Origin of the sequence: Paenibacillus germinis, assembly GCF_013141785.1 — a bacterium.
In the GTDB taxonomy this organism is placed as follows: Bacteria; Bacillota; Bacilli; order Paenibacillales; family NBRC-103111; genus Paenibacillus_E; species Paenibacillus_E phytorum.
In genome coordinates this window covers 21,346-42,484 of record NZ_WHOC01000121.1, presented here as the reverse complement: position 1 = coordinate 42,484, position 21,139 = coordinate 21,346, and the positions used below count along the sequence as shown (strand labels likewise).

Annotated in this window: 20 protein-coding genes and 2 pseudogenes; 5 read left to right on the top strand and 17 right to left on the bottom strand. The window is 45.3% G+C overall.

The annotated features are described in order from the left end of the window. The first annotated feature begins 43 nt into the window (after window positions 1-43). On the top strand, window positions 44-442 hold the full coding sequence (locus GC102_RS22800) for a DoxX family protein (protein ID WP_171691533.1): 399 nt from the start codon (window positions 44-46) through the stop codon (window positions 440-442). A 46-nt stretch (window positions 443-488) separates the two neighbouring features. Continuing rightward, on the top strand, window positions 489-818 hold the full coding sequence (locus GC102_RS22795) for an ArsR/SmtB family transcription factor (protein ID WP_171691532.1): 330 nt from the start codon (window positions 489-491) through the stop codon (window positions 816-818). Between the two features lie 115 nt (window positions 819-933). Here GC102_RS22795 and GC102_RS40130 read toward each other — a convergent pair whose 3' ends face one another. The 3 genes from GC102_RS40130 to GC102_RS22780 all read right to left on the bottom strand — a co-directional run bounded on the left by GC102_RS40130 (window position 934) and on the right by GC102_RS22780 (window position 2,351). Further along, complete coding sequence (locus tag GC102_RS40130; protein WP_171691531.1) at window positions 934-1,455, bottom strand: hypothetical protein; 522 nt, start codon at window positions 1,453-1,455, stop codon at window positions 934-936. Window positions 1,456-1,791: 336 nt separating this feature from the next. Next, window positions 1,792-2,022, bottom strand: a complete 231-nt coding sequence (locus GC102_RS22785; protein WP_171691530.1) for a hypothetical protein — start codon at window positions 2,020-2,022, stop codon at window positions 1,792-1,794. A gap of 227 nt (window positions 2,023-2,249) precedes the next feature. Continuing rightward, on the bottom strand, window positions 2,250-2,351 hold the full coding sequence (locus tag GC102_RS22780) for a YjcZ family sporulation protein (protein ID WP_171691529.1): 102 nt from the start codon (window positions 2,349-2,351) through the stop codon (window positions 2,250-2,252). Window positions 2,352-2,606: 255 nt separating this feature from the next. Here GC102_RS22780 and GC102_RS22775 point away from each other — a divergent pair, with 255 nt between their 5' ends. After that, window positions 2,607-3,329 carry a sensor histidine kinase gene (locus tag GC102_RS22775; RefSeq protein ID WP_171691528.1) on the top strand — a complete coding sequence of 241 codons (723 nt, stop codon included), beginning with the start codon at window positions 2,607-2,609 and terminating at the stop codon, window positions 3,327-3,329. 393 nt (window positions 3,330-3,722) lie between these two features. Here GC102_RS22775 and GC102_RS22770 read toward each other — a convergent pair whose 3' ends face one another. Genes GC102_RS22770 through GC102_RS22750 form a run of 5 tightly spaced genes read right to left on the bottom strand, consistent with a single transcriptional unit; the run spans window position 3,723 to window position 9,950 of the window. After that, window positions 3,723-5,081, bottom strand: a complete 1,359-nt coding sequence (locus GC102_RS22770; RefSeq protein WP_171691527.1) for an aspartate aminotransferase family protein — start codon at window positions 5,079-5,081, stop codon at window positions 3,723-3,725. Window positions 5,082-5,101: 20 nt separating this feature from the next. Further along, entirely contained in the window at window positions 5,102-6,565 is a 1,464-nt protein-coding gene (locus GC102_RS22765; protein WP_171691526.1) for a CoA-acylating methylmalonate-semialdehyde dehydrogenase, read from the bottom strand. 56 nt (window positions 6,566-6,621) lie between these two features. Further along, window positions 6,622-8,229, bottom strand: a complete 1,608-nt coding sequence (locus GC102_RS22760; RefSeq protein WP_171691525.1) for an amidohydrolase — start codon at window positions 8,227-8,229, stop codon at window positions 6,622-6,624. A 27-nt stretch (window positions 8,230-8,256) separates the two neighbouring features. Continuing rightward, window positions 8,257-9,747 (bottom strand): sodium:solute symporter family protein, encoded by a 1,491-nt coding sequence (locus GC102_RS22755; protein ID WP_171691524.1) that lies wholly within the window; start codon window positions 9,745-9,747, stop codon window positions 8,257-8,259. Then, window positions 9,747-9,950: a DUF3311 domain-containing protein gene (locus GC102_RS22750; RefSeq protein ID WP_171691523.1), complete on the bottom strand. Its 204-nt coding sequence runs from the start codon at window positions 9,948-9,950 to the stop codon at window positions 9,747-9,749. Before GC102_RS22750 ends, GC102_RS22755 begins: the two co-directional genes overlap by 1 nt. A 252-nt stretch (window positions 9,951-10,202) precedes the next feature. Here GC102_RS22750 and GC102_RS22745 point away from each other — a divergent pair, with 252 nt between their 5' ends. Next, window positions 10,203-11,504, top strand: a complete 1,302-nt coding sequence (locus tag GC102_RS22745) for a hypothetical protein (RefSeq protein WP_171691522.1) — start codon at window positions 10,203-10,205, stop codon at window positions 11,502-11,504. A gap of 178 nt (window positions 11,505-11,682) precedes the next feature. Here the strand turns inward: GC102_RS22745 and GC102_RS22740 are convergent, their stop codons facing one another. Together GC102_RS22740 and GC102_RS22735 are read right to left on the bottom strand one after the other, a co-directional pair. After that, window positions 11,683-12,792: a TolB family protein gene (locus GC102_RS22740; protein WP_171691521.1), complete on the bottom strand. Its 1,110-nt coding sequence runs from the start codon at window positions 12,790-12,792 to the stop codon at window positions 11,683-11,685. Between the two features lie 492 nt (window positions 12,793-13,284). Further along, a pseudogene (locus GC102_RS22735) lies at window positions 13,285-13,518 on the bottom strand (serine hydrolase domain-containing protein); the annotation flags it as partial. Between GC102_RS22735 and GC102_RS22730 the strand changes: the two are divergent. Then, a pseudogene (locus GC102_RS22730) lies at window positions 13,507-13,743 on the top strand (response regulator transcription factor); the annotation flags it as partial. The pseudogenes GC102_RS22735 and GC102_RS22730 overlap by 12 nt on opposite strands. A gap of 96 nt (window positions 13,744-13,839) precedes the next feature. Here GC102_RS22730 and GC102_RS22725 read toward each other — a convergent pair. The 7 genes from GC102_RS22725 to GC102_RS22700 form a co-directional block, all read right to left on the bottom strand. Beyond that, on the bottom strand, window positions 13,840-15,252 hold the full coding sequence (locus GC102_RS22725; RefSeq protein WP_171691520.1) for an N-acetylmuramoyl-L-alanine amidase: 1,413 nt from the start codon (window positions 15,250-15,252) through the stop codon (window positions 13,840-13,842). 159 nt (window positions 15,253-15,411) lie between these two features. Beyond that, a complete protein-coding gene (locus GC102_RS40125; RefSeq protein ID WP_281367695.1) occupies window positions 15,412-15,540 on the bottom strand; it encodes a hypothetical protein in 129 nt (42 codons plus the stop codon). A gap of 198 nt (window positions 15,541-15,738) precedes the next feature. Next, window positions 15,739-16,860 carry a hypothetical protein gene (locus GC102_RS22720; protein ID WP_171691519.1) on the bottom strand — a complete coding sequence of 374 codons (1,122 nt, stop codon included), beginning with the start codon at window positions 16,858-16,860 and terminating at the stop codon, window positions 15,739-15,741. A gap of 12 nt (window positions 16,861-16,872) precedes the next feature. Next, window positions 16,873-18,318 (bottom strand): HAMP domain-containing sensor histidine kinase, encoded by a 1,446-nt coding sequence (locus GC102_RS22715; protein WP_171691518.1) that lies wholly within the window; start codon window positions 18,316-18,318, stop codon window positions 16,873-16,875. Window position 18,319: 1 nt separating this feature from the next. Beyond that, window positions 18,320-19,027 carry a response regulator transcription factor gene (locus tag GC102_RS22710; protein WP_171691517.1) on the bottom strand — a complete coding sequence of 236 codons (708 nt, stop codon included), beginning with the start codon at window positions 19,025-19,027 and terminating at the stop codon, window positions 18,320-18,322. A 44-nt stretch (window positions 19,028-19,071) separates the two neighbouring features. Continuing rightward, complete coding sequence (locus tag GC102_RS22705) at window positions 19,072-20,241, bottom strand: efflux RND transporter periplasmic adaptor subunit (RefSeq protein WP_171691516.1); 1,170 nt, start codon at window positions 20,239-20,241, stop codon at window positions 19,072-19,074. 21 nt (window positions 20,242-20,262) lie between these two features. Further along, window positions 20,263-21,135, bottom strand: coding sequence for a carbohydrate ABC transporter permease (locus GC102_RS22700; RefSeq protein WP_171691515.1), 873 nt, complete (start codon window positions 21,133-21,135; stop codon window positions 20,263-20,265). Window positions 21,136-21,139: the final 4 nt, after the last annotated feature.

The window sequence follows — 21,139 nt, the reverse complement described above, 5'->3', positions numbered from 1 at the left end:
CAAAATCACTATCAAATTATAAATTGAAGGGAGTAATAAATTCATGAAAAAAACGATAGTTATGTATTGGATTTTCACAGCTTTATTGGTAATCTTGATGGGCATTGGTGCTATCCCGGATATCCTCTATGCATCAGATGCGGTTGTCTTATTTGCTCATTTAGGCTATCCCTCTTACCTCCTGCCCTTTCTGGGCGTGGCCAAATTATTAGGTATTTTAGCGATACTGATTCCCGGCTTTCCGAGAATTAAGGAATGGGCTTATGCCGGGCTTACATTTGACCTTGTGGGTGCGATGTATTCAAGTATCGTGGTGGGCGATCCTGTCGGCGGCTTGGTGTTTTTCATCATCGGATTTGTTGTCATCGGAGGGTCCTATATGTGCTATCATAGGAAACAAAGAGCTGCATCATTAAGTCAGCCACCACGCTTAGCGGCATAAACAAACTCCCTTGCCTGGTATATGTTGAAGGAAGGAGTGCATGAACATGGGCTTGATCACAGCAACCTGGAGCGCACTAGCAGAGCCCAACCGATTGCACATCGTCGAACTCCTGCGGGGCGGTCCCCTCACCGTAGGGGAAATCGCCGAGCGCCTCAGCCTCCAGCAGCCACAAGTTTCCAAACATCTCCGCGTCCTAAGCGACGCGGGGTTTGTTGAAGTACAGCCCAGCGCCAATCGGCGCATTTATAAGCTCCGGGCTCAGCCCTTCATAGAAATGAACACCTGGCTGGAATCTTACCGCCGCATGTGGGAGGAGCGCTTCGATCGATTGGACGATTATTTGAACGAATTGCAGGGAAAGGGGAAGCAGTAGGAGTTCTCTCCCCGTTCCCGTATAAAAAGACAAAAACCGCGCAGCATCATGGCTTTGCAGTTCTTGTCTTTTTTATTTTCTATCGATAATATCTTGTGTGTAGAAGTCTACTCCCTTAAATCGAAAAATTTTTCATCAATGGCATGATAAAAGAAATTACTCCCATACCCAACTTAAAAAAGCTGCCTATGTTACCAAAGAAACCTCCACCCCCAGCATTACCTGTTGCAGGACCACCTTTACCAAGACCACCCAGTAATCCGTTAGAGCCTCCTCCAAAAAGTCCCCCAGAACCCCCGCCACCAAGAAGGCTAAGCATGTTTCCTATTCCGCCTCCGCCAAGTAAGCCTCCCAAACCTCCTAAATTGGATATTTGTGCTTTAGCTTTGTCTTTATTTCGGGGGAGCTTCCGATTTCCCTTGAAGCCTTGAAGAATGACTTGATTGCCTTGTAATTCGTTTAGCACTCCGTAATACAGAGAACCATCCTTGAGCACTACACATACCGGTGTCCCTAAGTTCTCTTTAACTTGCGAAGAGATAGAGGGCAATGATGCAGGAATGGCTTTTTGTCCGACTTTCACGCGTCCGTTCTTTTTTTCACGCTGATGTAAAGTTTTCATTCCCTGCTCACTCATCCTTTTATATGAAATAACTTCTTGTCATCTTATGTTGATTCTTCAAGTTTGGACTATACTCTCTTGAATCCCTATCACTCCATTTGTCGTTTAAATCTGTAATTGGTCGGTCATCGTCTCTATGATTGACACCGCCGTATGTATAAAGAAAAGGCATGTGAGTCGTGTGATTTTCCACTACGTTATATGTATACGTTCGGTACATAGTTCTTGCTTGGACGTGTGCCACTGGGAGGCAACTGCCGAGCAAAAGCGCAAACGTATCGTAATCACTTACGCAGAATAAATAGCCAGATTAAGGGTGACTTTTTTATATGATTGGAGCTTACTATCCCATCAAAATAATAACCAGACATAGCTGTACGGAAAGCCCAGATACATTGGTGTTACCATAGGATAGGGTGCATAAGAATAACCTAAAATAGGGCCAAATAATTGCGTTCCTTGATGTGGATTTTGATAATTTATTTTGAGACCAGTTATTCCAGGTGGCCACACCGTTCCAATATTCCCAACTGCCACAGGTCGCCCAAAAATCATTTCATTTGCAATGTTTTCCATTAGCATTCATTAGTTCACCCAACTTTTATTACAATCTTATGCTAGCGTATGCATTGTAGGGTGCTATTGCCATCTTCTTTTGGGTATCAAATACTTTGCGGCACTTGCGTTTTTATTTGCCATACCGTTTTTTGGGTTCCCGTTTTTCTTTTAATTAAGTAAGTAAATTCTATGTAACCAAGAAAGACGGCGGCCATTATTGGCTTCCGTCTTTCTTGTTGGATTAAGGTATATTAAATTACAAAAGCTGATGTGATGATTACCAAAAGAATAAAAAGAACCAGGACAAATGCGCTTGAACGCCCATAACCGTCACCATAACCTACTCCGCTCATGTTTACTCATTCCCTTCCGTGTGATTTTCCACTACGGTATATGTATACGTTCGGTACATATCGCTTGCTTGTATATATGACACGGAGCAACCGCATAAATGCAAAAATCGGAAGTGGACATCATCTCTCTTATTCTTTAACTGAACCAAGCATAATACCATGAATGAAATATTTCTGTAAAAATGGATATAAAATGAGAATCGGCATCATAGAAATGAAAATTTTTGCCGCATTCATCGTTTTAGCAGAAACATTTTGCAATTTTACCAGCTGCTCTACGGTCAGTTTACTTGGGTCAATCTTGACGATCAGCTGTTGAATAGGTCTGTAACGGGTAAAATCGATCTATTGCTTTCACAAATTAATCCGCACTTTATCTATAACACGCTAAATACGGTCATTTACTTAGCAAGAAAACAGCGACACCATGATATTACGGAGATGATGACAGCGTTTATTCATATTCTGCAAGATGCAGTACGAATCGGGAATAACGAAGTGTACTCTTCCGTCGAGAAAGAAGTCGGCATTATTCAGGACTATACAAAAATACAAAAATATCGATATCGTGATCAATTTGAATTGTACTTGGACATCGCTGATAACGTATCTGCCATTGATATGCCAAAAAATATCCTACAGCCTATTATTGAAAATGCCTTATTCCACGGTATACTCCCTAAAGAAACGAAGGGTATGATTACCTTATCTATCCACCTCGAGAATGATCGACTAGTAGTGATTATAAGCGATGATGGTGTAGGAATGACACCGGAAGCTATAGAGTCAATGGCTCGAAATGGCAACGCTTCCTATTCCCGTGAAGGACGCATAAGAAATATTGGGTTAACCAATGTAAAGAAGCGCTTAGAATTACTATTCGGAAGTGGATATTTTCTGACTATTGATAGTATCCCACAAGAAGGTACTTCGTTAACTATCCATACCCAACTCAAAATAGGTCTGGTACCATGCTAATTTAACGAACACAGTCAGGTTACAAATGTAGGATTACAGCAGTACATTATGTGCTTTATTTTAAAAATCTAATTGTTCGGTGACAATTAAGTTTTGAAGTGCAAGAAACCAGCAAACTCAAGGGCAAGGGTTTGCTGGTTTTTCTTTTAAAATCTATTTACAAATTAAGTTATGAAGTGGTGTTTTCCCTTATAAAACCTGAATTAGCTGCAATTGGGATAATTCCGAGAATTTGCAAGTATGGGAAGAAAGGAGCCTTAATAGGCAGTTCCTCACCAGGTTTGTCTTACCATTGTTTTCTGAATCTACCACTAAGAATTCACCGCCTGCATTGATCCATAGAACCACTGCCAACATGATACTAATGGCTAGATCATCCGGTTATCCATAGCTTTATTGATTTTTCATGACTTCTTTAAATGTCCGTATGATAAAATCCAAATCTTCATCAGTCGATGAAAGCGGAGGCGACAATGTGAGAACGTTGTTGTACCCAGGCACCGTATCGCCATTCCGACCGATGATCAATCCTTTGGCCTTGCACTCCGCAATAATCTTGCCGATGGCCGCAGGCGAAAGCGGCTCTTTCGTTTCTTTGTTTTCAACCACTTCGATCCCCATCAGGAAGCCGAAGCTACGTATGTCTCCTACGAGCCTATGCTCCAGAAGTTCAGCCATTTCCGCTTCTAATCGTTGTCCGAGTTGCCTGGAGCGCTCGACCAAGTTTTCTTTTTCCATAATTTCGAGGTTTTTGAGTGCCAAAGCACAGCAAGCAGGGCTTCCTCCGAACGTATTTACATGCCGAAGATGGCTGAATTCGCCTTGTTCTTTGAATACTTCATAAATATCTTTGCGAACGGCTGTCGCAGATAGCGGAAGGTATCCGCTTGTCAAGCCTTTAGCCATCGTCACGATATCCGGCTTCACGTTATAATTCATATGCCCGAATTTCATGCCTGAACGCCCGAATCCGCAAATGACTTCATCGATAATAAGCAGAACGTTATACTTCTTGCAAATTCTTTGCACCTCGTCAAGGTATATGGGTTCCGGTACGATGACTCCGCCGCCGGTAATTGCCGGCTCCATGATGACCGCGGCAATCGTATCCTTGCCTTCCCATATGATTCTCTCTTCGATCTCCCTCGCGCAGAGGAGATTGAAATCTTCAACCGACATTCCTTCTGGACGACGGTAGCTATCCGGCGGACGCACATGGAGGAATCCCCCGCCAAGCGGCTCATACATGAACTTGCGAGAAGCCTGCCCCGTTGCAGCGAGTGCCCCCATCGAGTTTCCATGATAAGCACGATAACGGGAAATAAATTTTTGCCTGCTTGGTGAACCGGTTTGCTGATGGTATTGTCTGGCGATCTTAAAAGCCGTTTCATTTGCATCCGAGCCGCTGTTGGAAAAAAAGATAACGTACTCGCCTTCGAGCCATTCGTTCAGCTTTTCTGCCAATTGAATCGCTGGAAGATGACTTTGCGAAAGCGGGTAATAAGCCATCGTTTTTAACTGCTCATAGGCAGCTTCCGCCAATTCCTGTCTTCCGTAACCGACATTCACACACCAGAGACCGGACATCGCGTCCAGATAGCGATTGCCATTCATATCCTCAATCCAGGAACCGTTTCCTTGCGTGACGACCATCGGCGCTTGATTCGGATTGTATGGCGACATCGCATGCCATAAATACTGACGATCTTTTGCTGAAATTTCCGCACTATTTAAGTTATCAAATAAAGACATGTCCCCTCAACCCTTTCGCATTAATAACGAGCCGTCAACATTTTCTTCCGTGTGTAGAACTCAACGCCGTCGCGCCCGTTAGCATGCAAATCTCCGTAGAAAGACTTCTTGTATCCGGAGAATGGGAAGAAGGCCATCGGCGCTGGTACCCCAATATTCACGCCTAACATCCCCGCATCGATGTCCTCGCGGAACTCGCGAACCGCCTTGGCGCTGTCCGTGTAGATGCAAGCCCCATTCGCAAATTCGGAAGCGTTGGCGATCTCAATCGCTTCCGTCAAATCATTGGCTCGAACGATCGAAAGAACAGGAGCGAAGATTTCATCTTTCCAAATTTGCATATTGACTTTGACATGATCGAAAATGGTCGGTCCAACAAAGTAACCTTCGCCGTTTACCGCTGCGTCTTTACTTCCGTCTCGCACGAGTTCTGCACCTTCCGACTCGCCGATTCCAATATATTTGAGTGTTCTTTGTTTATTATCCTCACGAATGACAGGACCCAGGAAAATACCTTTTTCCTTGCCGTTGCCTATTGTAATCTGATCTGCCGCTTGCTTCAGTCGTTCAACTAGCTTGTCGGCGATATCGCCAACCGCAACGACTACCGCGCAAGCCATGCAGCGTTCACCCGCTGAGCCAAAAGCACCGTTAATGATTTGGATCACCGTATTGTCTAGCTCTGCATCCGGCATAACGATGGAATGATTTTTCGCTCCCGCTAGCGCCTGAACCCTCTTGTTGTTCGCACTAGCGGTTTTGTATACGTATTCGGCAACAGGCTGAGAACCAACAAATGAAATTGCTTTTATATCTTCATTTTCTAGCAGACCATTAACGACATCTCGCGCGCCATGTACGATGTTTAAGACGCCGTCAGGCAAGCCCGCTTCTTGGAACAGTTCAGCCAGTCGGTTCGCGAGCAAAGGAGTACGTTCGGATGGCTTCAACACGAACGTATTTCCGCATGCGATAGCAAGCGGGAACATCCAACATGGAACCATCATAGGGAAATTAAACGGTGTGATTCCCCCTACAACACCGATCGGATATCGATACATCCCCGATTCAAGCCCAGTAGCAATATCTGGAAGCTGCGACCCCATCATCAGCGTCGGAATGCCTGCAGCAAATTCAACGCATTCAATACCTCGTTGTACTTCCCCATAGGCTTCTTGATAACTTTTACCATTCTCCAAGGTTACGATCTTTGCCAACTCTTCCCAGTGCTCCACGAGAAGCTGTTGATAACGGAACAAGAGATGAGCTCTTTTTGGCACGGCGGTTTTCTTCCAGCTAGCAAACGCTTTGTTTGCCACCTCAGCCGCTTTGTCCACATCTTCCTTGGAAGAGAAAGGAACATAGGCAATAATTTCGCCTGTCGCCGGGTTGGGCACTTCTTCATAATGAGAACCGCTGAATTCAACCCATTTACCACCGATAAAATTTTTCAAATATTTCACTTCCGTCTTAACTTGTGCCATAAGGCACCTCCCCGTTAGATCAAAGTCTGCCATTTTAATAAAATGCAGCAATCGTCTTATTTATATCTTTGAAATACAATTTCGCCATCAAGAACGGTAAGATCCACTTTCACATCTTTAATTCGTTCCTGCTGAACATTGAGGATCGGCTCACTCAGGATAACCAGATCCGCCAACTTGCCCGTTTCAATACTGCCTTTGATGTTCTCCTCAAAGCTTGCATAGGCCCCGTTCCATGTGTATAGTTTGATCGCTTCGAGCACCGAAATGCGTTGGTTTTCGCCGACAAGTGTACCGGATGCCGTCTGTCTATTAACCGCCACATGAATCCCAAGCATAGGATTGTAATGGGTGACTGGGCAATCCGAGCCCGCTGCCGCAATGATCCCGTTATCAATGAAATCACGGGCCGAATACATTTGGTTAACGCGGTCACCGTAATTTTTGATGTACCCCTCGCCAAACTCGTAAGGGAACGGCGGATTTGGAACTGGAATGACACTAAGATTCTTCATGCGAGCAAGCAAATCTGGCGGTGTAATCCCGGAATGCTCGATGCGATGACGATGATCGTCGCGCGGATGCTTCTTGAGCGCTTCCTCGATACAGTTCAGCACCATTTCGACGGCACGATCGCCTTGTGCGTGAGCCGTAAGCTGGAACCCCTGCTCATGCGCTGCACCAAGCACCTCGTTAAGCCTCTCTTGCGTAAAATACAGAATGCCGTGATCGTTAGGATTGCTCGTATACCCTTCTCTAGTCGCAATTGTTGGTCCGCTGCTGCTGCCGTCGGTAAAAACTTTGGCCGGACCTACGCGAAAGCGCTCGTCCCCAGTTCCTGTAATGACGCCAGACGCTACCATTTTTTCCACGAAGCCTTCCGAATTGTTGAGCGCACCCACCATTGCGTAGATACGAACCTGCACAGCACCTAATTTAACGGCCTTTTGCATCACGCGGAAATCGTCCGGACCGTTAAAACCCGCATCATGAATACTTGTAATCCCTGCCTCGATAAAATCGTCAGAAGCCAGCCTGATTCCTGTCAGCAGTTCTTGCTCCGTATAGGAAGCAATCATGTCCACCGCCGACTTCGCCGTTTCGACGAGCACACCGTTTGGGACCCCATTCTCGTCGCGACCGATACGTCCACTGTCTGGATCAGGCGTATTTTCATCAATACCGGCCAGTTCCAGCGCTTTGCTGTTCACGATCGATATATGGTGACAAGTTCTCGTAATCATGATCGGTTGATCTTTGGAAATTTCGTCAAGTTCCCATCTTGTCGGATAACGCTGCTCAGCAATTTTCGTATCGTTAAAGCCAAATGCACGTATCCATTGTCCTTTAGGTGTTCGTTCTGCCAACTGCTTCAGCTCGTTCAAAACATCCCCAATTGACTGAATATGAGGCTGCTTACAGCTTACAGCGAGCTTGGCAGTGCCCCAAGAAAGAATATGCAGATGCGCATCAATGATCCCGGGGAGCAAGCTCTTCCCCATCAGATCAATCTGCTTAGTTTCTTCCCCAATCCAAATATTCATTTCATCATTTGATCCAACAGCGACAATCCGATTCCCTTTGACTGCAACAGCTTCTACGATTCGATTGGATCGATCTACCGTGATGACTTGCCCATTATGAAATACCAGATCTGCCCACATAAAATCACCCCTAAAAAATTCCTTCAACTAGTTGTTTGGAAGTTTTGCTATTTCATTATTTCCCAGTGAAGTTGCAGCAGATTTGCCCGTCACTAAACTTACGATTATCGTTACGATGATGTTCAGTAGCAAAGCAATTACACCAATATTCAAGTCCTGAATCCATTGCGGAAGCGAAGGGAATAACTGTGGCATCGTAATATTCGTTGCAGTTACATAAGCCACACTAACTACGCCGACGATCATTCCCGCACCCGCACCATACTTGTTCACAAAATTATTTTTCATTAAGCTGAAATATAAGGCAGGAGCCAGCTGCGTTACAAAGCTATACGCCATTAGAAGCAATGTCACAATTGTAGATCCGCCATTGAAGGTAAAATAGATCGAAATCAATGCGAAGACAGGAACCAAATATTTAGCCAGCGACATAACCTGCTTATCCGTTGCCGTCGGTACAACCGTCTTGTAAACATTTTTTGCAATCAACGTACTTGCTGCCATCAGTAGCATAGAGCCTGGAACTAAAGCTGCAAGCAGCCCGGCCGCGCCGATCAATCCGACAAACCAAGGATCAAATGTCATCGTAGCAATCTTAAGTAAGGCAAGATCAGCCGCTGGACCTTTTAACCCCTGTACTTGTCCAATCGCTGTATAGCCAACGAAGAAAACGAAGAGCAATACCAGACTATATATCGGACTAATGACCGTATTTTTCCGAAGCGCTTTGGCACTTCGAGCTGAGGCTACACCGCCGAAGGCATGCGGCCACATATGGAAACCAAACACAGTCATGAGAACTGTAGAAATCAACCATGACATGCTGAGCCCCTTTTCAGGAATAGCCAAAAATCCTGGTTTAGCGGCATCTACTGCTTTAAACATTTCCCCTAATCCGCCATAGTAATGGTAAGGAATATAGAGTCCGATGAATACAACAATGCCCAGAATTAAGAAATCTTTAATAACCGCTGTCCATGCCGATCCATGAATACCTGAAATCATCACATATACGGTAACCGCAATCGCTCCGATCCAAATCGCTGCACCTGAAGATATTGTTCCATATGAAGCCTCTGAAACGATAATGCCAAGCCCCTTGAGCTGAAGGACAAAGTAAGGAATGATCGAAATAACCCCGACTATAGCTACAAGAACACCCATAAATGAACTTTTATATTTGCTTTCATAAAAATCAGACGACGAAACGAGATTTTTCTCTTTCGCGTATTTCCAGATCATCGGAAGAACGAAATAACCGAGCACATACGCCAATGACATATACATGATGACGTACATGGCCGGTCCGCCTTTTCCGTAAGCCCAAGAGCTTGCCCCAAGGAAAGTAAACGTGGTATAGATTTCACCAGCCATCAGCAAGAAAACAAACAGAGAACCAAAGCCTCGACCGCCAACGGCCCATTGCTCCATACTCATCTTCTTGCCTTTCGTTGAACGAATCCCTAAATAAATCGATAGAAGCAAAAACGCGAAAATGATAAAAAGTGCACTGTTCATTACTCTTCGCCTCCCTCAGTAGCATTAGCTGGATCAAGCTTGTAAATCAGAACTAAGCAAGCTGAAGAAAGAACAGCCCACAACACTACCCAAAACAAAATAAAAGGCATTCCAAGAATGAACGGCTGCACTTTATTGACAAGCGGTAATAAAACCAACATACCAACAAACGGCAACAGCGCTAAGAAATGAATGAGTTTCACGTTGAATCCCCCCAAAAAATCGTTTATATAGTAAGCGCTTTCTTGTCCTGATCTTAATATGGTTCTGTTTTGAATGCAATTTCCTTTAGTGGACCCTTAATGGGCAAGGAAGCTGATAACGGAAACGATTCAGTCTTGTATCGGACACATTTTTTGCATATACTTTCAGTGTGTAAGCCAAAAATAATCTATTTACAACTGACAGGCTTTGCCCTTACGCAGAGTAACCGTTGCAATGGAGGGGTGGGATGAATGAGCATGAAAGTATTGATCGTAGGACCAGAAGACTTAGTTAACATAACCAAAGAGACCGCAAAAAAATATGTAGAGCTTGAATTAATCCCGGTCATCTACGATTCCCCCTCTCAAGTTGTTACCCTCATTGAGCAGCATCATCATCTTTGTGATATTCTTTTGCTTACAGGCTCAGCCCCGTATCTCATTGCCAAAAATAATTGGATCAAACGCAAGACAGAATTCAATAAGCCGATTCTATATATCGCGCTTACAGAAGCATCGATTTATCGCGTCCTATTCAAAATTACGAATGATATGCATATGCAAGCCAAGCCATTTTCGGCCTTTAGTAGTGACTATACGGAATCAGAATTTAGAAAATGTTTGGATGAACTGGGAATTTCTAATATACATATGTTTATAAAAGATAGCACAATCGGCGTAAATACGGACGAGCTCACCTCCTTTCATTACCAATTGTGGAAAGAAAATAAAGTGCAAGCCGTAATTACAGCTTACTACGCCGTATATCAGCAACTCTTGAAACTAGGTGTACCCGTTTACCGGCTGGACCTGTCCAAATCATCGATCGAAAATACGCTGCAGCGGGTTCTACTCGAAGGAAAAAGAATGCATCAGGCTAAAAATCAAATCGCTGTAAGCTACCTTGGCTTCCATGATCCGAATCATGCCGACTATCGAACGGCCGAATTCGAGCAAATGATCGAGTCTTACGGGGAAGAAGTACTGGCTGTCATTGATTGGACGGAAGAAGGCTATTTACGCTTCGTGACAACCCGCGAGGAAATTGAGAAAAACACGAAACAATTCAAAGAAATGGCAATTTTGCAAGATATCGAACATGCTTTTAAAATCGTCACTTATTTAGGAATCGGCTTCGGCCATACGCCCAAGGAAGCGGAATTAAAAGCACACGATGCCATGATGAAGGCTAAGTCGACCCGAGAAGCTAGCTGCTATATCGTGGAAATTGATGGAAAAGTTTATGGACCGATCGGGATGTCAACGAACTTGAACTATTCATCTCGAAGCGGTAATGCTGAGCTCTTGCTTATTGCGAAGAAGGCGGGCATCAGCATTGGCACGCTCAATAAACTAATCTCCTTTTGCGAACAATCGGGAACGACGAAATTGACGACCGTTGACCTTTCAATCGGTTTTGGCATCACACTGCGAAGTGCCCGTCGAATTCTTAGCAACCTGGAGCGGCATAATTTTGCCAAGATCATTGGTGAAGAACAGCCTATTAACAAGGGGCGGCCTCGTCAAATTTATAAATTAACGCTGCAGCTTTAAGAGCGTGTTCGGTGACAATTAAGTTTTGAAGTGCAAGAAACCAGCAAACGCAAGGGTTTGCTGGTTTTTCTTTTAAAATCTATTTACAAATTAAGTTTTGAAGTACTTCTTACAAACCATTGCTCTCAGCTCTCGCTGTAAGGGTCTACCTTATTACGAAATGCAATAACAAAATAATTCAGTTGAACTGCAAAATATTCGTCACCGGCAAATAATCAACGCCACTCTTGCTTAGATTTGAAGGTACCATAAGTTGTTTACCATCAGGACTCCATAGGATATCTCCGTCGAAACGCTCGCATTCGAATATCGATGAAGTGCTTCCGCTTTTCAGATCGAGAACATACACTTGATTTTCGCCGCCCGCCATAGTGGTTCCATATGCAAGTTTTGAACCGTCTGGCGACCAGGACATCTGTTCAATATGGGTGGCTTTAGCCACTACGTTACCTAACTGCTTCCCCTCCGAGTCGATCAGGGTCATCTCGTACTCGGAAGATTCCGAAGAACTCTTTTTGATCAAGGCAATCTTTTGCCCGTCCGGTGACGGTCGAAATCGCAAGACGTCCTTGCTAACCGTAGTAACCTGTGGCTTATGCAAATCACGAAGGGCGATATAATTTAGATTATGTATACCGTTTGGATAATCGCTTTCTTGAAAATACAAGCGATTATCGGCTTTAACGGTATTTTCGGTATATTTCGAATTGTCCTTATTCATTATTCGGCTTAGCTCTGGCATAGGGGTAACGGCGCCATTCAAATCAACCATCACGACTCCCCCATCTCCGATACCGCCTTTATACAGAACGTGTTCATTATCCAGCCAAAGCCCTTCTCCCGATACTGCTTCAAAGGAAACGGGCTTAACATGCGAGGATTCGATATTCTCAATCGTGTGCCTGGCTTCTATATTTTCGCCGGTTTGGGTGCGATTTACGACATAAATGTGCTTTTGATTGGGCGACAACAGGCGAGTCTCTTGAGAATTCCATGATTTTTCGTCTTTCGTTTCGCCCGACAGCAAATCACGTACGCCCTCGCTTTCTCTGTTTTTGATAGATTTGATATATACGATCTCCCGGTTGGAAATCCATTTTACGCCCTTAATGCCTTCAAGCCGATCCATTTTATTAACCGACATTATTATTTGCGGGTTCAAACTTGATGCATTCATCACCGACAACGCCTGACCTGACTCTTCCACTATTGTTCGTTTTTCTCCACCAGTGCTGCATGCTGAAAGGGCTATTGCCAGAACGGGGCACACGATCCAACGTTTTTTCATCGCTGTTCACCTCTACTTCAGTTGGTATAGGGCACTGCATTACCTTTATAGACGTTTCATTGAACATATTTGTTCCGATATCTTCTGAGTTTGATGGTTTTTGTAAAACAAATTCAACAGTCATTAATAATGTCCACTTGCATTAAACTGCCGTCCCTCGGTTGAGAAAAGGCAGCCGATCTCTTGCCGGCTGCCTTCATGCTTTATTGATTGAACTATAGCTCCTCGTTAGCGGAATAACATATACGAAATTCTGATATTTTTGTACAACAGTCTTAATGTTTGATTTTCCTTGGAGTTTTTTTAAATGTCAATATAAGTAAACTCGAGCATTTTTGAGCCTATACCCTGTCCCTGTAACTCAGATTTAAAAAAGATTTCTTCAATTAATTCCTTACCTCTCCACTGTGCCTCGATTGCATGAAACGACGGTTAATCGCAGCAGAAACCGACATCCGCCCTCAAATAAAGGGCGCGATGTCGGCTTTAAACTTAACGGCCAAACTCCTTATCGATTATTTTATTGTGAGCCGGCGCCACTTCCGGTGCTACCGAGTTGATGCACGTTACCAAAATATGCTGCCCGCCTAGAGATCCGACGGCTCTCGATTCAAATCCGAAAGTACCGCCGGCATGCCCCCAGTATGATTGCCCGTCCGCTGTTTTTATTTCATAAATCCCTAGTCCGACTTTACCTATAGGTGAATCTACTGTCGTGAGCAGTTGGAGAAGATCGGCTCAAGTCAGGAAAACTACCCGTACGGGCTTACGAAACGCGAGATGGAGATTCTGGAGCAACTGTCGAGCGGACTGCGCTACAAATCGATCGCCGCCAAGTTATTTTTATCGGAGGGAACGATCCGCAATTACTGCTCGATTCTCTACTCGAAGCTCGACGTCAACAACCGCGAAGAAGCCATAGAAATGGCGCGAACGAAGAATATCGTGTAGGCGCTGGAGAATTTTCCGATGGTACTCACGATATAGATCATTAAGGTTAAGATTGAAGAACTGAACTGGCGTTTGGATTGAGCCAAATTCGCACCGCTAATTAGGTAACCCTGCTGTTTTTGGCAGCGAAGCGGGTATATTCAGCAGCTCCGGCACGGTAACGAAGGTATAGCCCTGTGAGCGCAGTTCCGGTATCATTTGATTAAGCGCTTGTATTGTATTATCCAGATTCCCGTTCTTGCCGCCGGCCGAATGCTGCAAAATGATCCCTCCAGGATAGACCTCTTTACGAATAACCTTCATAATTTCCGTAACCGACAAGCCCGACCAATCCATGGAGTCAACGGACCAATTCACGATCGAGATGCCCATATTGTGAATAGTTAGTACTTTGTCCTTATCTAAGGCGCCATATGGCGGTCGAAAGATGGACGGACGATAACCCACAATGGCATTTAATTGGTTCTGCGTATCGTTGATCTGCTTTATGACCTCTTTCATAGTGATCTTGCCAAAATCCGGATGGGACCATGAATGGTTGCCGATCGCATGGCCTTCCTTACTAATCCTCTTTACCACTTCTGGATAAGACTTTACCCGGTTGCCAATCATGAAAAATGTCGCTTTGATCTCGTTTTTTTTCAATATGTCTAGAATCTTTGGCGTCGTTTTATTATCTGGACCGTCATCGAAGGTTAGAGCCAACTGTTTTTGCTCAGAGGATCCGTTATAAAACACTGCTTTCTGTGGATGCTCCGCAAAATATTTCTTCAAGCCGTCAACGATGGCATGGGCCGCACGGTCTTGACCTTCTTTTCCGAGGATGACAGCTTCTTCTTTGGGGTTCGTCATATAGCCGACTTCTATTAAAATTGCCGGCATGTTACTGAGAGAAAGTACCATTAACTTATCATTTTGCACACCACGGTCCCTGAAGCCCATTGCTTTTACAACATTACTTTGAATGATCTGAGCCAGTTGAATACTTTTGTCATAGCGGTAAAACGTTAAAGTCCCGCCAGCAGACTTATCTTCATACGTGTTCCCATGGATTGATATAAAGGCATCTGCTTTCATATTGTTGGCCATATTGGCCCGGTCTTCCAATGGGATAAATGTATCATCGGTTCGGGTCAAATGCGGGTCAAATATGTCCTCTTGTTTGAGCAGATCGTATACTTTCAAAGAGAGGGCGAGTGTGATTTTTTTTTCATAACTCCCGCTAGCACCTTTAGCACCCGGATCTTTACCTCCGTGACCTGGATCGATGACAATGGAATAAACTCTCTTTGATTTCGTTTCTTTTAATGCTAAACCCGGTGGATTCAGCGATTGCGTTTCTTTAAGTTCTATGCTTGGTGGACTAATCGATGGGGTTGAAGAAGTCGGGTGCTGATTTTGATTGTCAAAGGCGGCAACCAGTAAGGATCCGCCCAGCAATAGTAAACCGAAAAGAAATACAACAAATCTAACACGCCGAATTTTAAGTCTTCTCCTCTTTGGGTGCATGTTGTCCTCCTATTGGTGTTTTTGTAGTACTACTTAATTATAAAGAACTGATGTTTCTATCAATTCTCCAACTTGTAAACAAATTGTATCTATTAAACTAGCAGGCAAAAAAAACGGCCATCACGATTGCAACCGTGATGGCCGTTTGTAAGTTACCTTTTATTTGAACTCAATGATGAATTGAAATCTACTCATCGCACTGTTCTTGGACTGGGCATCGAACGATTTCCAGCCACTCAAATAAATCTTTTTGCCGTCCGGACTCCAGTCGATTTGGTCCGAACTCATTGACCGATTTCGTCCAACTTGTAAACGATTTGTGTAAATGACACACTAAATTCTTTATGAACCTTACTGGAGACTGTTTTCTTTTTTATTTACCTCATCTATCCGTTCACGGCGAAAGAAAGCCTATAAACCAATCATCCTTGAAAAAAAACCTCCTTATCCCTATTCCGGACAGGAGGTATTGCAACAAAAAGATAATCATTTGAATTCAATGACCAGACTTTGGGACTTCGGCGCTGTATACTCCTTTAAATTTCCCTGCTGGTTTAGCTTTGAACTGATGATCAGCAATTTACTGTTATCCGGGCTCCAAACCATTTGATAGGGTATGATTCCCTTATAGATTTGTTTCATATTCAACACATTGTTGCCATATATACTGGCGGCATAAACAGAATCGCCGCCCTGCGTATATACAATAAGTTTGCGGTCACTCGAAAGGCGAAATCGTCCGATATCATTCAGCAAAACCGAAAGTGCATCATTGCGCTGATCGTACGCATACAATGCCCCGTCGGTCCCTACAAAAGCGATTTGATCTTGATGAATCCATTCTATCCAGTCTTCACTGCTTATGGAATGACGGTATTGGCTGATGAATTCTTTCCCCCTCAATTCACCCAATTCCAGCACCGAGTCTTGACCCGATCGCTTGACAATGGCCGCGTCTTCACCATCATCCGAAATATAGATCGAAGAAGTGAATTCGTTCTGTTGCACAAGCGGAAGAGAGTACCGTCTCGCGTTTCCTTCTGTCGTATCGTAGACGCTTAGCTGAGTGGCCTTTTCCACTTCGTTGTCAATTGTATAAAAGAGGAAGCGGCCGTTGCTCGACCACGACATCCGCACATTTAAGATTTGCTTGCTTTTCGTGGTTTCAATAAGTGTATTTCCGCTGTCACCAAGAGAATGCAAGTTCAGTTGCATTACATTGCCGGACACACTTATATAAGCTACATTTCGCCGATCCGGCGACAAGACGAGGCTGTTCTGGGGATAGGTGAATACGCCTACCTCGGACAATTTCTGTCTGGCGGTATACGGCTCATTCACTCGATCCAAACGGGACCGGGACGGATACTCGGGCGTAAACGCGAGCAGTGCATTGGCGTCGATCCATCCAATCGGATATATGCCTTCCCCTTGTCCATCCAGTACGGAATAGATCGTTCGCACCGTAAAAGGCGAAGCTTCTTCGCCGGACGGCTGCTGCTCCGCATCATTCAAAATAATGGTTTCCGTCCGTGGCGCTCCCAGGCAGCCCGTCAGCAAAAAGCAGAGAGTCGCAAGTAATGCATACAGGCAGGTTCGTCTTTTCATCGTCATCCCCTCTTAAGCTTTCGCGAGCGGAAAGTCCATATCCACATTCGTATGCCCGTTATCGCTTGATATCCAGATGCGGCCCCGGTGCTCGTCCACAATTCCTTTGCATATACTGAGACCGAGTCCGACACTTGCCGATTCCGTGTAGGCATGTCCTGCCCTATAATATGGTTCAAAGATTTTTTCCAAATTGTCTGCGCTTATCGTCTCCCCTTGATTAGATACGATCATTCGGACCCGATCGTCCTCCACGCTGGCAATCACGATAATTTCGGTATGCGCGTACGAATATTTGATCGCATTATCCAACAGGTTGATAAATAACTGCCGCAGTCGATCCGACTTGCCGCGAACGAAAAGCCCTTTTTCCGCTTCGCAGCGAATGGTCTTCTTGTACCGTTGCGCTTTGATTGCCATCGTATCGCAAACGTCTAGCAAAATTTGCGCCGCGTCCACTGTTATATCCGTATGATGCGCTTCCATCGGCTTCGACTTTTCGAGCAGTTCCAAAACCATGGCATGCAGCCGCTTGCTTTCATCTACGATATGGTTCACCCCTTTTTGGAAAAGGGCTGGATCGTTGACTCCGTTCTTACGAATGATTTCCGCATATCCCATAATTGTGGTTAGCGGCGTTTTAAGTTCGTGGGTGACTTGATCGAAAAATCGTTTCCGATGATGAATCAATTCTTCGAGCCTGTCCCGATCTTTCTCGATGATCGCAAACTGTTCCCGAAGCTTCTTGATCATACTGCTGAAGTTGGCCGCCAGTTGACCGACTTCATCCTTTTGCTTAACCGCGATGCGAACGTGAAAATTCCCATTCATTACCTCCGTGGTAGCTTTCGTCAGCTTGCTTAGAGGAACGGTGATATGCCGCGAGAGGAGGTAGGAGAACAGGAACGCAGCGGCAAATACGGCCAGCGCAATCGAAAATATCGTACGCTGCATATAGCCGCTTTGCTCGTAGAGGGGAGTAAAGTCCTTGGCAAAGCGTACAATACCCACTTTCGTGCCACGGATCACGACTGGATAAGCAAACAAAACGGAAGCTTCCCGCTTGGCCCGTGTAAGGGTATACGCGGTCTTGCCTTGCCGCGCCAGCCGCAAATCTTCTCCGCTCGTCGTAAAGACTGCTTGATCGGAAGCAGCATAGAGCAACTCGCCCGTGAGCGAATACATCGCAACCCTGCTGGAAGCAGCATGCTGCAGCTCCGTTGCCGTCTCTTCGGCTATTTGCCCAAAATAAATCTCATCGCTCGTAAAGTGATGCGTCAGAAAAGATTGCTGGATAAAGCTGTTGCTGTTGTTTTTCAAATCCTGTAGCTGATTGTTCACGGTGTTTCGATTGCCGGATTCGATATTTACGGTCACCCATTGTTGAAGGATCAGGAAAAACACGCCAAAAATAATGAAAAAACCGATCATAAACTTGGTTCGAATTGTCCGTATCATATCACAAATCCGTCTGACTATTGAATTTGTAGCCGATGCTGAAAACCGTTGTGATCAAATCGCTAATATCCAGCTTTTTGCGCAACCGCTGAATATGCGTATCGACCGTTCTCGTATCCCCGGAGTAAAAGTAACCCCATACATCATCTAGAAGTTCTGATCGGGTATAAATTTTCCCTCTGTGCGTATACAGCTTGAGGAGAAGGTCGTATTCTTTGGGCGTCAATTCAATTTCCTTACCGTCCTTCCTGACCAATCTCTCACTGGTGACGATTTCGATATCCTTAAACCGCAAGACTGGCCCTCCGGCTTCCACAGCCTCCTCTTTACTCCGGTCGGCTTGATCGACTCGCCGAAGAATCGTGCGGATTCGGGCATTGACCTCTCTCATATCAAACGGCTTCGTGATGTAATCGTCCGCCCCGAACTCCAGCCCCAAAATTTTGTCGGTAATGTCCGATTTCGCGGTGATCATCAGAATGGGAATATTATAGGAAGCCGTCACTTTCTTGCAAATGTCCAACCCGCTCTGATCGGGAAGCATCCAATCGAGTATAAGCAAATCGGGATTGAACTCCGCAAGCACCTTCAATCCATCCCTACCCGTATGAGCTTTCTTCGTCTGGTGTCCTTCCTCGATTAAACCGTATTCCAATATATCCGCAATGGCGACTTCATCTTCAATAATGAGTATCCTGGTTTTTTTCATAAGGATTCCTTCTTAAAGATATATTGTATTCATCATATTATAACTTAGTATCGCACTCGCCGACCATCTTCAAGAGGATCGCTGCTCTCCACAATGATATTCACTTCCTTGTCCCAAAATTCAGCGTCGATAGCTGTTCGCTGATCGTCTGCACCGGAGACGGTGACGGATCTTTTGGTTGCATAATACACATTTCCGAGCGGTCCGGATCTGCTCTCCAGCGTAAATACATAGGCGCCATTCCTGTCTCGTCGCACCGCTTTGCTCGAAATAATAAGTGCCTCGTCGCCGACTGTCTTGGATAATTCCACCTGCACGCGATCGCCTTTGCGCAGAGATTCGTCATGAAGACTCACAAGCAGGCGATTCGACTCACGTACTGTGAGAGATTCGCCCGAAGAGGGCGAACTTGTTTGGGAGCCGTCAGTCGGCATGTCGCGTACATTCGGTGCGTTACCTGCTTCGATTTTCATAATCTGGCCTTGAACAATACGGCTGTTTTTACCAAGGGTCCGAATATTGAGAGGATCACCCTCGGCAAGCGCGGCTGCCAGATCAGCCGGCACCTGGATATCGAATCGAAGTCCTTTATCCGTGTAAAAAAGACGAATATCCGACGCTGTAGATGGAAGACCCTCGATGGCATTCACGGCTGTCACAATGCCGTCAAAAGGAGCCAAGAGCTCTCTTTTGGCCGACATCTGGGTTTGCAGCATTCGAATCCGTTTCTCCTGCGCGGCAATATCGAGTTTAACACTTTCCAATGCATGTTGGGCCGTGGCGATTGCAGCGGGATCTTCACCGCGAGCAGCTTGGATATATTCGTCTTCCAGTCGGTCCATGGGAAGCTTCATTTTTTTCAGTGCGTCTTGATCCGCCTCGATTTGCTGTTCCGCTTCGCTGTTGTCGTACTGAACCAAAATCTGCCCTTTACGGACTGCGTCTCCTTCTTTCACCAGCACTTTCATCGTTTTTAACCCCCCGGGGTTCGATAGATCGACTTCTATCGCGGACCTAAGGGTGGCAGTACCTTGAAAGGCGAGATCGAGCGTGCCGGAGACAGGTTGTTCCGTTATCACTTTCGGCAGCGTCAATGCGACCAAGGTGTTGCTGAACAGCGTCAAAGCGATGAGAAGAACGAAAAGCAAGCTAGCGATCAGAGCGATATTGCGCTTGCGTTTTTCCTGTTTCCCATTGTTTATCAGAGCTTCCATCACATTCACTCCTACCTTCAACTACCCTTTGATTCCGGAATGCTCGATGCCTTCGATCAAATACGTTTCGGCGTACAAAAATAGCAATACCATCGGGGCCATATACAGAACGGAAGCAGCGAAGATCACGCCTCGCTCTCTTTGTTGAATTTGCGATAAATAAAGCGACAGCGGATACTGGAACTCCTCCTTCAGGAAGATGAGGGGCTGCTCGACCATATTCCAGTAATCCACGAACAACAGAACGATCAATGCAGCCAATCCCGGCTTGATTAAAGGAAGGATGATACGGGCAAAAATGATGGCGTGTCCCGCACCATCCATTTTGCCTGCTTCCGTATAGGCATTCGGAAGATTAGCCATAAACTGGCGCACCATAAAAACGCCGAATGCGCCGAAAATACCCGGCAGGATAATCGCAAAGGGCGTATTCATCAGCCCCAGTTTGTCGATCATGATGTAATTAGGAACGAGCGTAACCTGAAACGGCATGAGCATCGTCATCAAATAGATCATGAACAACGTATCGCGCCCCCGGAAACGAAGCCTGGCATAGGCGTAAGCAGCCAGCGTGGCAACCAGAACCTGCCCTGCGACGATCGGGACGACAAGTCCCACCGAGTTCCAGAACATCTGAAGAAATTTCGGCGTTGTGATAAGTAGTTTCACATATTGATCCAAAGTGATCCAGTCCGGAATCAACTTCAAGTTGACGAACGCATCTTTGGCCGAAGCATCGGTCATCTTGCCCACCAAATCGTAATTAAAGCCCATCTCCCTTTCGGTCATCAGCGAGTTCGTTATCGTCAATATGATCGGCACCATCATGACCATCGCGACAATACCGACGAGAAGAGAAAAGACCAGTGTGGGGAACTTCCGTATCTCTAGCATGGGC